The following is a 12,592-nucleotide window of genomic DNA, read 5'->3' on the forward strand; positions in this document are numbered from 1 at the left end:
TGGATTGCCGGCCGGCTTAGCCGAGAACCGCCTTCACCGCATCGGCCGTCGCCTTCACGACGATGTCCGCTTCTTCCCTGGTCAGGCACAGCGGCGGGGCGAAGCCCAGAATGTCGCCCTGCGGCATGGCGCGGCCGATGACGCCGCGTTCCAGGAGGGCGGCGGAGACCTGCGGGCCGATCTTTCTGCCCGGATCGAAGAAGGCGCGGTCGTCCTTGTCCTCGACGAATTCGACCGCCGCCATCAGGCCGTCGCCGCGCACCTCGCCGACATGCTTGTGGTCGCCAACGGCCTTGGCGAGTTCGCCGCGGAAATAGGCACCGGTGGAGCCGGCATTTTCCACGAGGCCGAGTTCGTCGATGAGTTCGAGATTGGCGACGCCGGCGGCGGCGCAGATCGGGTGCGAGGAATAGGTCCAGCCGTGGCCGATGGGGCCGAGTTCATCCGAGCCCTTCACCAGCACCTCCCAGACCTTGTCCGAGACGATGGTGCCGGAGAGCGGCGCATAGGCCGAGGTGAGGCCCTTGGCGATGGTGATGAGGGCGGGCTTCATGCCGTAGTGGTCGGAGCCGAACATCGTGCCGAGGCGGCCGAAGCCGGTGACGACCTCGTCGGCGATCAGCAGGATGTCGTACTTGTCGAGCACGGCCTGGATCTTCTGCCAGTAACCCTTCGGCGGCGGCACGATGCCGCCGGTTCCGAGGATCGGCTCGCCGATGAAGGCGGCGACGGTGTCCGGGCCTTCGGCAAGGATCATCTCCTCCAGCTTGTCGGCGCAATATTGCGCGAACTGTTCCTCGTCCATCGACCGGTCCGGCCGGCGGAAGAAATAGGGGGCCTCCGTGTGCAGGATCGGCGCGCGCGGCAGGTCGAAGGCGTTGTGGAAGAGGTGAAGGCCGGTCAGCGAGCCGGTCATGACGCCCGAGCCGTGGTAGCCGCGCCAGCGCGAGATGATCTTCTTCTTCTCCGGCCGGCCGAGGATGTTGTTGTAGTACCAGACGAGCTTGATGTTGGTCTCGTTTGCATCCGAGCCGGACAGGCCGAAATAGACGCGGCTCATGCCCTTGGGCGCACGGTCGATGATCATCTTGGACAGCGTGATCGAGGCTTCCGTGCCGTGGCCGACATAGGCGTGGTAATAGGCGAGGTTCTTCGCCTGCTCTGCGATGGCGTCGGCGATCTTCGTGCGGCCGTAGCCGACATTGACGCAATAGAGGCCGGCAAAGGCGTCGAGGCTCGTCTTGCCGTTCGTGTCGGTGATGTAGACGCCCTCGCCGCCGCCGATCACGCGCGTCGGCGTCTCGCCGCGGGCGTGCATGCCCATATGGGTGGAGGGGTGGAAGAAGTGGTCGCGGTCCCAGGCGGTGAGTTCGTTGCGTCGGTCGAGCATGGTCTTTTCCTTTCGAAGTCGGTTGTTTTTAGAGTTCTGGGGCGCGGTTGTCCGATATTTTCACCGTCATTCCCTTTTTCCCATCGTCATCCTCACTCTCCCTCCGTCATCCTCGGGCTTGACCCGAGGATCCACAATCTCGGTGGCACATGCATCCTCGGGTCAAGCCCGAGGATGACGGTCGAGAGGTTGGGCACCCCGGGGTCGGGCGCCCGGAGCAGGTGCCCGGAATCAAGCCGGTGGAGACGCGCCCGCGCTCAAGCAGCGGTGTCGATGCAGAGATATTTCAGTTCCGTAAAGGCCTCCATGCCGTGGCGCGAACCTTCGCGGCCGACACCGGATTGTTTCCAGCCGCCGAAGGGGATCGGCCCGCCGGTGATCTTCACGCGGTTGACCGCCACCATGCCGTATTCCAGCGCGCGGGCAAGCCGCATCTGGCGCGCGCCGTTCTCGGTGACGACATAGGCGACGAGGCCGTATTCGGTGTCGTTGGCGCGGGCGATCACTTCCGCCTCGCTGTCGAAGGCCGTGACGGCGGCGACGGGGCCGAAGGTTTCCTCGCGCATGATCAGCGCATCGTCGGAAACCTCGGTCAGAAGCGTCGGTTCGTAGAACAGCGGGCCGGCCTTGTGGCGCCTGCCGCCGGTGAGGACCTTCGCGCCGTGTTTTACGGCGTCGGCCACCTGCTCCTCCATCTTGGCGATGGCGCGCTCGTGCATCAGCGGGCCGATCTCGACATCCGCCTCCAGCCCGGCACCGACCTTCAGCGCCGCGATGCGGGCCTTGAAGGCGTCGGTGAAGGCGGCAAGGACGGGGCGCTCGACATAGATGCGGTTGGCGGCAAGGCAATCCTGTCCCGATGTGGCGAACTTGGCGTTGACGGCGATGTCGGCCGCCTTCTCTATATCGGCGTCGGCAAAGACGATCAGGGGCGCATGGCCGCCGAGCTCCATCACGAGGCGCTTCATGGTCGGCGCGCACTGGCCGGCGATCAGCTTGCCAATCTCCGTCGAACCGGTGAAGCTCATGGCGCGCACGCGGGCGTCGGCGTTCATGCAGGCGACGATGGTGGCGGCATCGCCCGTCACGACATTGAAGACGCCTGCCGGAAGGCCGGCCCGTTCGCCGAGTTCGGCAAGCGCGAGGGCGGAAAGCGGCGTCTCGCTGGAAGGGTGGGCGACCACGGTGCAGCCGGCGGCAAGCGCGGCGGCGGCCTTGCGCGTGATCATGGCGGAGGGGAAGTTCCACGGCGTCACGATGCCGACGACGCCGAGCGCCTCGCGGCGCACGATCATCTCGGCGCCGGGCAGGTGGCTCGTCACGCTCTCGGCATTGAGGCGCTTGCCCTCCTCGGCATACCACTCGATGAAGGAGGCGGCATAGTCGATCTCGCCGCGGGATTCGGCGAGCGGCTTGCCCTGTTCCAGCGTCATCAGCAGCGCGAGGTCCTCGCGCGCTTCGAGGATCAGCCCGTGCCATTTGCGCAGGATCGCGGCGCGCTGCTGCGCCAGCAGGTCCCGCCAGGCGGGGAAGGCGTTCGCCGCGGCCGAGACCGCCTCCGCCGTCTGGCCGGCATCGAGCGCGGCGACCCAGGCGAGCGTCGCGCCGGAGGCGGGGTCCGTCACGGCGAAGCTGTCGCCGTCGCGGCCGGCCACCCAGCGGCCGCCGACATAGGAGAGTTCGCGCAGCAGGTGAGGATCGCTCAGGCGGGCGAGCGCTTCGTGGAAAACGGTCCGGGCGAATAGGGCGGTCATGTCGGCCTCCTCTGGCTGTGTCGACGGTAAGTCTGCCAGAGGCGCGGCGACAGATTGTCTATTGCCGGGCTCGGCCGCAGAGACTTTGGCCAAACCGGCCGCCGGCCATAGACAATCTCTCTACGTCGATATCAGTCCGGGGCCGGCAGCAGCGTCGTCAGCGGCAGCGCGGTCTCCTCCTTCACCGTCTTGGTGACGATGTAGGTGAAGTAGCGGTCGATGCCGAGTTCGCGGTCGAGCAGGTCGTCGACGAGGCGCTGGTAGGCGTCGATGTCGGGGGCCATGATCTTCAGGATGTAATCGACGCCGCCGCCGACGGACCAGCAGGCGACGATCTCCGGTGTTGCCGCCACCGCGCGCTCGAAGCGGTCGAAATCGGCCTGCCGGTGGTTGGCCAGCGTCACCTCCATCATGACGCTGGCGACCGGCGCCAGGCGCCGCACCGCGACGCGCGCATGATAGCCCGTAACGATTCCCGCCTTTTCCAGCTTGCGCAGCCGCAGCCAGCAGGGCGTCGGGGAAAGGCCAGCCTTCTCCGCCAGCGCCAGCTTGGTGATGCGCCCGTTCTCCTGGATCGCCTCCAGGATGCGCAGGTCGATGGCGTCGAGTTTCATGCGGTCGCCCTCCGGGCGGATATCATGTCAAAGCCGAGAAAAAGACCATGGAAAGGCATTTTGGCGTTGTCAATTGAACTGAATTTGAGCACTGTTGAAATCATGACAAATTGGCGACCCGATATATCCCAATTGCGCCGGCCGGCCTACCTTTCTCTCGCCGAGCAGATCGCCCGCGCCATCCAGGAAGGGCTGCTGCCCAACGGTACACGCCTTCTGCCACACCGCAAGCTTGCCGACGACCTGAAACTTTCCGTGCAGACCGTCAGCCGCGCTTATGACGAACTGATCCGCCGCGGCCTGATTTCCGGCGAGATCGGCCGCGGCTCCTTCGTGCAGACGCGGCCGAAGGAACCGGAGCCGCCCTACCTGCCCGAGCGGCTCGGCGAGCTGGTCGACCTGTCGATCCTGAAACCCGTCTGCGAGCAAATCCACCTGGAGCGCATGCGCGAGGCCTTCGGGTGGCTCGCGGAAAACCTGCCGTCGAGCTCGGCGCTCTCCTTCCGTCCCAACATGGTCTTCCCGCGCCACCGGACCGTCGCGGCCGAATGGCTGGCGCGCTGCGGGCTCGACATCTCGCCGCTCAACATCAGCCTCACCAACGGCGCGACGTCCGGCATGACGGTGGCGCTGATGAGCGTCGCCCCGCCCGGCGCGACCGTTGCCACGGAGGCGATCAGCCACCACACGCTGGTACCGCTCTCCACCTATCTCGGCCTCCATCTGGAGGGCCTGCCGATCGACCGCGACGGCATGATCCCGGAGGCGCTGGACGAGGCCTGCCGCAAGGGCGTCATCCGCGCCGTGTTCCTGCAGCCCTCCGTCATCAACCCGACCGCGACGCTGATGAGCGGAGAGCGCCGGCAGGCGCTGGCCGAGGTGGCGCGGCGCCACGATATCGCGATCATCGAGAACGACATTCTGGGGCCGCTCGTCGAGGAGAGGGCGCCGCCTCTCGCCGCCTACGCGCCGGAGCGCACGCTCTACGTGACGAGCTTCACCAAGATCACGGTGCCGGGCCTGCGCATCGGCTATCTCGCCGCGCCCGACCGCTATGTCGCGGCCGTCGCCAACCGGCACCTCGTCTCGAACTGGATGGCGACGCCCTCGATCGCCGAGATCGCCACGCGCTGGGTCGGCGACGGTACTGCGATGGAACTCGTCACCTGGCAGCGCCGGGCGCTGGCGGTGCGCCATGCCATCGCGGAGGAGATCTTCGCGGGCCTGCCCTATCGCTCGCATCCGCAGAGCCTGCATGTCTGGCTGCCGCTGCCGGAAGGGCATACGGAGGAGGGCTTCGTCTCGCAGGCCCGCCTGCGCGGCGTCGCCATCGCGCCCGGCTCCTCCTTCCGTACCGCCGACCAGGGCTGGCAGCCCGCCGTGCGCATCTCCCTCGGCTCGACGACGGAGCAGGAACTTCGCACGGGGCTCGGCATTCTGGCTTCGCTGGCCAGCGGGAACCCGGAGGCGCTGTTGCTCGCGATTTGAGTCGGGATGCCCGCGAAATGGGCGGCGAAACAATAATTGTCATGAGATTATTATCTACATTGACATGATTTCGATCGCCGCGCATCGTTAGGCCAACACGGTCTCGACAGGGAGAGACATGCATGGCCGCACCCATCATCCGCATCGACAATATCGTGAAGCGCTACGGTCCCTTGACCGTGCTCGACGGGTTGTCGATGGAGGTGCTGCCGGGCGAGAAGCTCGCCCTCATCGGCCCCTCCGGCTCCGGCAAGACGACGATCCTGCGCATCCTGATGACGCTGGAGACGATCAGCGACGGCCATATCGAGGTCGACGGGGACCAGCTCTACCACATGCCGAAGAACGGCGGCCTCGTGCCGGCGGACGACCGGCACCTGCACAGGATGCGCGAGAAGATCGGCATGGTCTTCCAGCACTTCAATCTCTTCCCGCACAAATGCGTGCTCGACAATGTCACGCTGGCGCCGATGCTGACCAAGGGCGTGGCGAAAGCCGCGGCCGAGAAGCGGGCAATGGAGCTTCTCGACATGGTGGGCCTTGCCGACAAGGCGAGGAACATGCCCGCCCAGCTGTCCGGCGGACAGAAGCAGCGTGTCGCCATCGCCCGCGCCCTGGCGCTCTCGCCGAAGATCATGCTGTTCGACGAGGTGACCTCGGCGCTCGACCCGGAACTGGTCGAGGAGGTGCTGAACGTCATGCGCAAGCTCGCCTCCGAGACCGACATGACCATGCTGCTCGTCACCCACGAGATGGGCTTCGCCCACGATTTCGCCGACCGCATCCTCTTCTTCGATCGCGGCAGGATCGTCGAGGAGGGCAAGCCGGACGAGATTTTCCGCAATCCCAGGCAGGAACGCACGCAGACCTTCCTGCGCAAGATCATCGCGGCAGGGCACCGCGTCTGAGGATCTTCCTCGGAAACAATGCTCCAAGCAACAACTAGAGACAGCCAGAGGAGTTCGGAACAATGAGCATCAGGACGTTTTTGACCATGGCCGCCGGCGCGAGCGCGCTGATGGCAGTCGTCGCCGCCGCGCCGGCTTTTGCCGATGACGGCAAGCTTGCGGAACTGAAGGAGCAGGGCTTTGCCCGCGTCGCCATCGCCAACGAACCGCCGTTCACGGCGGTCGCCGCCGACGGCAAGGTTTCGGGCGCGGCGCCCGACGTCGCCCGCGAGGTGTTCAAGCGCCTCGGCGTCGGCGACATCGTCGCCTCGATCTCGGAATATGGCGCAATGATCCCGGGCCTGCAGGCCGGCCGCCACGACGTCATCACCGCCGGCCTCTTCATGAAGCCGGAGCGTTGCGCCGCCGTCGCCTATTCCGAGCCGATCCTGTGCGATGCCGAGGCCTTCGCGCTGAAGAAGGGCAATCCGCTCGGCCTCAAGAGCTACAAGGACATCGCCGACAATCCGGATGCCAAGATCGGCGCGCCGGGCGGCGGCACGGAAGAGAAGCTGGCGCTCGAAGCCGGCGTGCCGCGTGACCGCGTCATCGTCGTGCCGGATGGCCAGAGCGGCCTGAAGATGCTGCAGGATGGCCGCATCGACGTCTATTCGCTGCCGGTCCTGTCGATCAACGACCTCGTCTCCAAGGCGAACGATCCGAACATCGAGGTCGTCGCACCGGTCGAGGGCGCCCCGGTCTATTGCGACGGCGCGGCCTTCCGCAAGGGCGACGAGGCGCTGCGCGATGCCTTCGACGTCGAGCTCGCCAAACTGAAGGAATCCGGTGAATTCGCCAAGATCATCGAGCCCTACGGCTTCTCCGCCGCAGCGGCCATGTCGACGACGCGCGAAAAGCTCTGCGCGGCGCAGTAAGAATGGTGGATCTGCCCCTCATCCCGCTGCCGCGACCTTCTCCCCGTAGACGGGGAGAAGGGGCTGGTGGCCAGGCTTTCCCGTCATCGCGTGCTTTGGTGGGCGGGAAGCCGGCCCCTGTTCTGCCTTCTCCCCACTTGCGGGGAGAAGGTGCCGGCAGGCGGATGAGGGGCGATGCTCCGTTGACGTTAACGTGGAACACACCATGACCGACTGGTCCGGCTATATAGGCTTGATCCTGCAAGGCGCGCTGGTGACGCTTCAGCTCACCGTGATGGGCTCGGCGCTCGCTCTCGTCATGGCCTTCGTCGCCGGGCTCGGGCGCGTCAGCCGCTTCATGGCGGTCCGGGCGCTCGCCACCACCTATATCGAGTTCTTCCGCGGCACATCGATCTTCGTGCAGCTCTTCTGGGTCTATTTCGTGCTGCCCTTTGCCGGCGTCACGCTCTCGCCGCTGCAGGCAGGCGTGCTGGCCCTCGGCCTCAATGTCGGGGCCTACGGGGCGGAGGTGGTGCGCGGCGCGGTCAAGGCGATCGGGCGCGAGCAGCGCGAGGCCTGCATCGCGCTCAACCTGACGCGCGGCCAGGCGATGCGTCACGTCATCCTGCCGCAGGCGCTGCCCCTGATGCTGCCGACCTTCTGCAACAATGCGATCGAGCTCCTGAAGGGCACGGCCGTCGTCTCGCTGATCTCGCTCACCGACATGACCTTCCAGGCCCAGGTGGTGCGCGCGCAGACCGGCAACACGCTGATCCCCTTCGCCACCATCCTCGTGCTCTACTTCCTGATGGCGCTCGCCATCTCCACCGCCATGCGCTGGCTGGAACGGCGCGTCACCCGCGGCCTCGATGGTGTGAGGACCTGACGATGGAATGGGACTGGAATTTCGTCTGGGAGATCATGCCGACCCTGCTTCAGGGCCTGAAGATCACCCTGTTGGCGACCGTGCTCGGCGCCGCCGTCGCCGCCGTGATCGGCCTCGTCTTCGCGATCCTGCGCATGACGGCACCGAAGCCGATCGCCAGGGCCACGGGTTTCGTCGTGGAGTTCATCCGCGGCACGCCGCTGCTCGTGCAGCTCTATTTCATCTTCTACGTGCTGCCCGATATCGGCATCCGCCTGCCGGCGCTGCTCGCCGGCGTCATCGGCCTCGGCCTGCACTACGGCACCTATGCGGCGGAGGTTTATCGCGCCGGCATCGAGAACGTGCCGCGCGGGCAGTGGGAGGCGGCGAAGGCGACGAACCTCACCGGCCGCCAGACCTGGATCCACGTCGTCCTGCCGCAGGCAATCCCGCCGATGATCCCGGCGCTTGCCAACTACCTGATCGCCATGTTCAAGGAGACGCCGCTGCTCTCCGCCATCACGGTGCTCGAACTGATGAACCAGGCCAAGAGCGTCGCCAACAGCAGCTATCGCTACATCGAGCCGATGACGCTGGTCGGCGTGTTCTTCCTGATCATGAGCCTGATCTCCGTCGTCTTCCTGCGCTGGCTGGAAGAGCGCTACGCCCGGGTGGAGGAACGCTGATGCAGACCCTTGATCTCTCGCTGGCCTCCCGCGCGCCAAAACTCGACGATCGCCCGCTGGAAAAACGCGTCGGCCTGATCATCCTGGCGACCGACCACACGACGGAGGTGGATTTCCAGCGCATGGTGGCGAACGGACGGATCGGCGTCTATGCGACGCGCATTCCCTACGCCAATCCGGTGACGCCGGAGAACCTCGCCGCCATGCAGCCCTCGCTGACGGCGGGCGCGGCGCTCATCCTGCCGGATGAGCCACTGGATGTCGTGATGTATTCCTGCACCTCGGCCTCGGTCGTCATCGGCGACGCGGCAGTGAAGGCGGCGATCAAGGCGGCCAAGCCCACCGCCACGGTGGTGACGCCGACCGCTGCCGCGGTTTCCGGCCTGAAGGCGCTTGGCGCGAAGCGGATTTCCGTCCTGACGCCCTATACGCTCGAAACCAGCCGGCCAATGGCCGACTACTTCCTGGCCCTCGGCTTCGACATCGCCCGCTTCACTTGCCTCGGCCTTTCCGACGATCGGGACATGGCGCGGATTTCCCCGGAAGAGATCGTCGCCTTCGCGAAGGAGGCGGCGGCGCCGGAGTGCGACGCGCTCTTCATCTCCTGCACCGCCGTGCGCGCGGCGGGCGTGGCGGCAAAGATCGAGGCGGCCATCGGCAGGCCGGTCGTCACCAGCAACCTCGCCACCGCCTGGGCGTGCCTGCGCCTTTGCGGCGACGAAACGGCTCGGCCGGCGCTCGGCCGGCTGATGACGCGCGCCTATCCGGGACGGTGACGCATGACGAAGACAGACCTTCCCGTGACATTGGCGGATATCGAACTGGCTGCCCGGCGTATCGACGGCCGCGTGCTGCGCACGCCCTTCGTCCCGTCGGCGTCGCTGACCGAACGCTGCGGCGTGCCGGTCGGCCTGAAGCTCGAACACCATCAGACGACGGGCAGCTTCAAGCTGCGCGGGGCGACGAATGCCGTGCTGTCGCTTTCGGCGGACCAGCGGGCGCGCGGCGTCGTGGCCGCCTCGACGGGCAATCATGGGCGGGCGCTTGCCTATGCCGCGAAGGCCGAGGGATCGGTCGCGACGATCTGCATGTCGCGGCTCGTGCCGGAGAACAAGGTCGCGGAGATCCGCCGGCTCGGCGCAGACGTGCGCATTGTCGGCCGGTCGCAGGACGAGGCGCAGGTCGAGGTGGACCGGCTGGTCACCGAGGCTGGCCTGGTCATGGTCCCGCCCTTCGACAATGCGACGGTCGTGGCGGGGCAGGGCACGCTCGGCCTCGAGATCGTCGAGGCGATGCCGGATGTCGCGACCGTTCTCGTGCCGCTGTCGGGCGGCGGGCTGGCGGCGGGCGTTGCCGCGGCGGTGAAGGGGCGCGTGCCGAAGGCGCGTGTCATCGGCCTCACCATGGAGCGCGGCGCGGCGATGAAGGCGAGCCTCGATGCGGGGCGGCCGGTCGCGGTCGAGGAGGTGGCGAGCCTTGCCGATTCTCTCGGCGGCGGCATCGGCCTCGACAATGCCTTGACCTTTCAAATGTGCCGCGCGCTGCTCGACGAGGTGATCCTCCTGTCGGAAGCGGAGATCGCGGCCGGCATGCGCCATGCCTATGCCGAGGAGCGCGAGGTGATCGAAGGAGCGGCGGCGGTCGGCATCGCGGCACTGCTTTCCGGCCGACGTGGCCGGCTGGATGGCCCGGTGGCCGTCATCCTTTCCGGCCGGAACGTGGACATGGGCCTGCACAAGCGGGTCCTTGACGGCGTGGCCGATCCCTTTGCGGAGGACAGAACGTGACGCGGATGAAGATACTGACGGAAGCGGAGCTGCGGCGCATCGTTCCGCTCGACCTTGAAGCCATCGCCTGCGTGGAGGACGCCTTCCATGCGCTCGCCACCAAGGCCGTCGCCATGCCGCCGATCCTTCGGCTCGACATTCCCGAGCACCGCGGCGAGGTGGACGTGAAGACCGCCTATGTGCCCGGCCTTTCCGGGTTCGCCATCAAGATCAGCCCCGGCTTCTTCGACAATCCGAAGATCGGCCTGCCGAGCACCAACGGCCTGATGGTGCTGTTCTCGGCGACGACCGGCCTCGTCGAGGCGGTGCTGCTCGACAACGGCTACCTGACGGATGTGCGTACCGCCGCAGCCGGTGCCGTCGCCGCCCGGCACCTCTCGCGTCCGGATGCGACGGTCGCCGCCATCTTCGGTGCCGGCATGCAGGCGAAGCTGCAACTGGAGGCCTTGTGCCTCGTCCGGCCGATCCGGGAGGCCCGCCTCTGGGCGCGCGACGGAAGGAAGGCGGAGGCGGCTGCGTTGGAACTGACGGCAAAGCTCGGCCTTCCCGTCCGCGCCGAGGCCGATGGCCGGGCGGCGGTCGATGGTGCGGATATCATCGTCACCACCACGCCCTCGGAAACCCCTGTCCTCAAGGCCGAATGGCTCCAGCCCGGCCAGCATGTCACGGCCATGGGCTCGGATGCCGAGCACAAGAACGAGATCGAGCCGGCCGTCATCACGGGCGCCGGCCTCTATGTCGCCGACAGCCTCAAGCAGACGCGCCGGCTCGGCGAACTGCAACACGCCATCGCGGCGGGGCTCGTGACGGAGGGCGCGGGCTTCCCGGAACTCGGCGAGATCATCGCCGGGCGCAAACCGGGCCGCAGCGGCCCCGAAGAGATCACCGTGGCGGACCTGACCGGCACGGGCATTCAGGACACGGCCATCGCAACGCTTGCTGCCGCCCGCGCGGCAGCGGCGGGCGCCGGCACGGCCTTCGAGAGTTGAGACCGGCTTTTCGCCGGGTATAGAGGAAAAACCGATGAAACAAGCGAACCTGAAGTTCTCACTTCCGGAGTATGAGGCGCGCCTTGAGAAAACGCGCAGGGCCATGGAAGCCAGGGGCATCGACGTCCTGATCTGCAGCGATCCCTCCAACATGAACTGGCTGACGGGCTATGACGGCTGGTCCTTCTACGTGCACCAGTGCGTCGTCGTGCCGCCGACGGGCGAGCCGATCTGGTACGGCCGCGGGCAGGATGCCAACGGGGCGAAGTTCACCGCCTATCTGAAGCACGAGAACATCATCGGCTATCCCGACAACTACGTGCAGTCCACCGAGCGCCACCCGATGGACTATCTCTCGGCCAGGCTCGCCGAGCGCGGCCTCGACAAACTGACCATCGGCGTCGAGATGGACAATTACTGGTTCTCCGCCGCCGCCTTCGCCTCGCTGCAAAAACATCTGCCGAATGCCCGCTTCGTCGATGCCACCGCGCTCGTCAACTGGCAGCGTGCGGTGAAGAGCGAGACGGAAATCAAGTACATGCGCAATGCCGCGCGCATCGTGGAAAAGATGCACCAGCGCATCTTCCACAGGATCGAGGTCGGCATGCGCAAATGCGATCTCGTGGCCGAGATCTACGACGCCGGCATCCGCGGCACGGACGGCATCGGCGGCGATTATCCGGCCATCGTGCCGCTGCTGCCCTCGGGCGTCGAGGCCTCCGCGCCGCATCTCACCTGGGACGACCGGCCGATGAAATCGGGCGAGGGCACCTTCTTCGAGATCGCCGGCTGCTACAACCGCTACCATGTGCCGCTCTCGCGCACCGTCTTCCTCGGCAAGCCGACGCAGGCCTTCCTCGATGCGGAGAAGGCGACGCTGGAGGGCATGGAGGCGGGCCTTGCGGTGGCGAAACCCGGCAATACCTGCGAGGATATCGCCAATGCCTTCTTCACGGTGCTCAAGAAATACGGCATCGTCAAGGACAACCGCACCGGCTACGGCATCGGCGTCTCCTATCCGCCGGACTGGGGCGAGCGCACCATGAGCCTGCGTCCCGGTGACCGGAGCGAACTCAAACCCGGCATGACCTTCCACTTCATGACGGGCCTCTGGCTCGAGGACATGGGCTTCGAGACGACGGAGAGCATCCTCATCACCGAGACCGGCGTCGAATGCCTCGCCGACGTGCCACGCAAGCTTCTCGTGAAGGATTGAAC

12 protein-coding genes are annotated in these 12,592 nt (G+C 66.6%); 9 read left to right on the top strand and 3 right to left on the bottom strand.

Annotated features, from left to right (window positions below):
• Window positions 1-16: 16 nt before the first annotated feature.
• The 3 genes from WMC41_RS23490 to WMC41_RS23500 form a co-directional block, all read right to left on the bottom strand.
• Complete coding sequence (locus tag WMC41_RS23490) at window positions 17-1,390, bottom strand: aspartate aminotransferase family protein (RefSeq protein WP_432349137.1); 1,374 nt, start codon at window positions 1,388-1,390, stop codon at window positions 17-19.
• Between the two features lie 257 nt (window positions 1,391-1,647).
• Window positions 1,648-3,144, bottom strand: a complete 1,497-nt coding sequence (locus WMC41_RS23495; RefSeq protein ID WP_432349138.1) for an NAD-dependent succinate-semialdehyde dehydrogenase — start codon at window positions 3,142-3,144, stop codon at window positions 1,648-1,650.
• 131 nt (window positions 3,145-3,275) lie between these two features.
• Window positions 3,276-3,758: an Lrp/AsnC family transcriptional regulator gene (locus tag WMC41_RS23500; protein ID WP_064332869.1), complete on the bottom strand. Its 483-nt coding sequence runs from the start codon at window positions 3,756-3,758 to the stop codon at window positions 3,276-3,278.
• Between the two features lie 66 nt (window positions 3,759-3,824).
• Between WMC41_RS23500 and WMC41_RS23505 the strand changes: the two genes are divergently transcribed.
• The 9 genes from WMC41_RS23505 to doeA all read left to right on the top strand — a co-directional run bounded on the left by WMC41_RS23505 (window position 3,825) and on the right by doeA (window position 12,590).
• Window positions 3,825-5,246, top strand: a complete 1,422-nt coding sequence (locus WMC41_RS23505) for a PLP-dependent aminotransferase family protein (RefSeq protein ID WP_432349313.1) — start codon at window positions 3,825-3,827, stop codon at window positions 5,244-5,246.
• A 122-nt stretch (window positions 5,247-5,368) separates the two neighbouring features.
• Window positions 5,369-6,154: an ectoine/hydroxyectoine ABC transporter ATP-binding protein EhuA gene (gene ehuA / locus WMC41_RS23510; RefSeq protein ID WP_432349140.1), complete on the top strand. Its 786-nt coding sequence runs from the start codon at window positions 5,369-5,371 to the stop codon at window positions 6,152-6,154.
• Between the two features lie 86 nt (window positions 6,155-6,240).
• Window positions 6,241-7,068 (top strand): ectoine/hydroxyectoine ABC transporter substrate-binding protein EhuB, encoded by an 828-nt coding sequence (gene ehuB, locus WMC41_RS23515; RefSeq protein ID WP_432349315.1) that lies wholly within the window; start codon window positions 6,241-6,243, stop codon window positions 7,066-7,068.
• Window positions 7,069-7,273: 205 nt separating this feature from the next.
• On the top strand, window positions 7,274-7,933 hold the full coding sequence (gene ehuC / locus WMC41_RS23520; RefSeq protein WP_272807727.1) for an ectoine/hydroxyectoine ABC transporter permease subunit EhuC: 660 nt from the start codon (window positions 7,274-7,276) through the stop codon (window positions 7,931-7,933).
• Window positions 7,934-7,935: 2 nt separating this feature from the next.
• Window positions 7,936-8,598 (top strand): ectoine/hydroxyectoine ABC transporter permease subunit EhuD, encoded by a 663-nt coding sequence (gene ehuD, locus WMC41_RS23525; protein ID WP_288079241.1) that lies wholly within the window; start codon window positions 7,936-7,938, stop codon window positions 8,596-8,598.
• Entirely contained in the window at window positions 8,598-9,374 is a 777-nt protein-coding gene (gene eutA, locus WMC41_RS23530; RefSeq protein WP_432349143.1) for an ectoine utilization protein EutA, read from the top strand. The genes ehuD and eutA overlap by 1 nt, the downstream gene beginning before the upstream one ends.
• Window positions 9,375-9,377: 3 nt before the next feature.
• On the top strand, window positions 9,378-10,385 hold the full coding sequence (eutB, locus tag WMC41_RS23535) for a hydroxyectoine utilization dehydratase EutB (protein ID WP_432349145.1): 1,008 nt from the start codon (window positions 9,378-9,380) through the stop codon (window positions 10,383-10,385).
• On the top strand, window positions 10,382-11,374 hold the full coding sequence (eutC, locus tag WMC41_RS23540; RefSeq protein ID WP_432349147.1) for an ectoine utilization protein EutC: 993 nt from the start codon (window positions 10,382-10,384) through the stop codon (window positions 11,372-11,374). Before eutB ends, eutC begins: the two co-directional genes overlap by 4 nt.
• 34 nt (window positions 11,375-11,408) lie before the next feature.
• Window positions 11,409-12,590 (top strand): ectoine hydrolase DoeA, encoded by a 1,182-nt coding sequence (doeA, locus tag WMC41_RS23545; protein WP_432349149.1) that lies wholly within the window; start codon window positions 11,409-11,411, stop codon window positions 12,588-12,590.
• Window positions 12,591-12,592 lie beyond the last annotated feature (2 nt).

Source organism: Shinella yambaruensis, from assembly GCF_050859155.1.
GTDB lineage: Bacteria > Pseudomonadota > Alphaproteobacteria > Rhizobiales > Rhizobiaceae > Shinella > Shinella yambaruensis.

Excerpts from the sequence above, each read along its gene's own strand:
- doeA (WP_432349149.1), top strand. The coding sequence starts at position 11,409 with ATGAAACAAGCGAACCTGAAGTTCTCACTTCCGGAGTATGAGGCGCGC.
- WMC41_RS23500 (WP_064332869.1), bottom strand. The coding sequence starts at position 3,758 with ATGAAACTCGACGCCATCGACCTGCGCATCCTGGAGGCGATCCAGGAG.
- WMC41_RS23495 (WP_432349138.1), bottom strand. The coding sequence starts at position 3,144 with ATGACCGCCCTATTCGCCCGGACCGTTTTCCACGAAGCGCTCGCCCGC.
- eutA (WP_432349143.1), top strand. The coding sequence starts at position 8,598 with ATGCAGACCCTTGATCTCTCGCTGGCCTCCCGCGCGCCAAAACTCGAC.
- ehuC (WP_272807727.1), top strand. The coding sequence starts at position 7,274 with ATGACCGACTGGTCCGGCTATATAGGCTTGATCCTGCAAGGCGCGCTG.
- WMC41_RS23490 (WP_432349137.1), bottom strand. The coding sequence starts at position 1,390 with ATGCTCGACCGACGCAACGAACTCACCGCCTGGGACCGCGACCACTTC.
- ehuD (WP_288079241.1), top strand. The coding sequence starts at position 7,936 with ATGGAATGGGACTGGAATTTCGTCTGGGAGATCATGCCGACCCTGCTT.
- eutB (WP_432349145.1), top strand. The coding sequence starts at position 9,378 with ATGACGAAGACAGACCTTCCCGTGACATTGGCGGATATCGAACTGGCT.
- ehuB (WP_432349315.1), top strand. The coding sequence starts at position 6,241 with ATGGCCGCCGGCGCGAGCGCGCTGATGGCAGTCGTCGCCGCCGCGCCG.
- ehuA (WP_432349140.1), top strand. The coding sequence starts at position 5,369 with ATGGCCGCACCCATCATCCGCATCGACAATATCGTGAAGCGCTACGGT.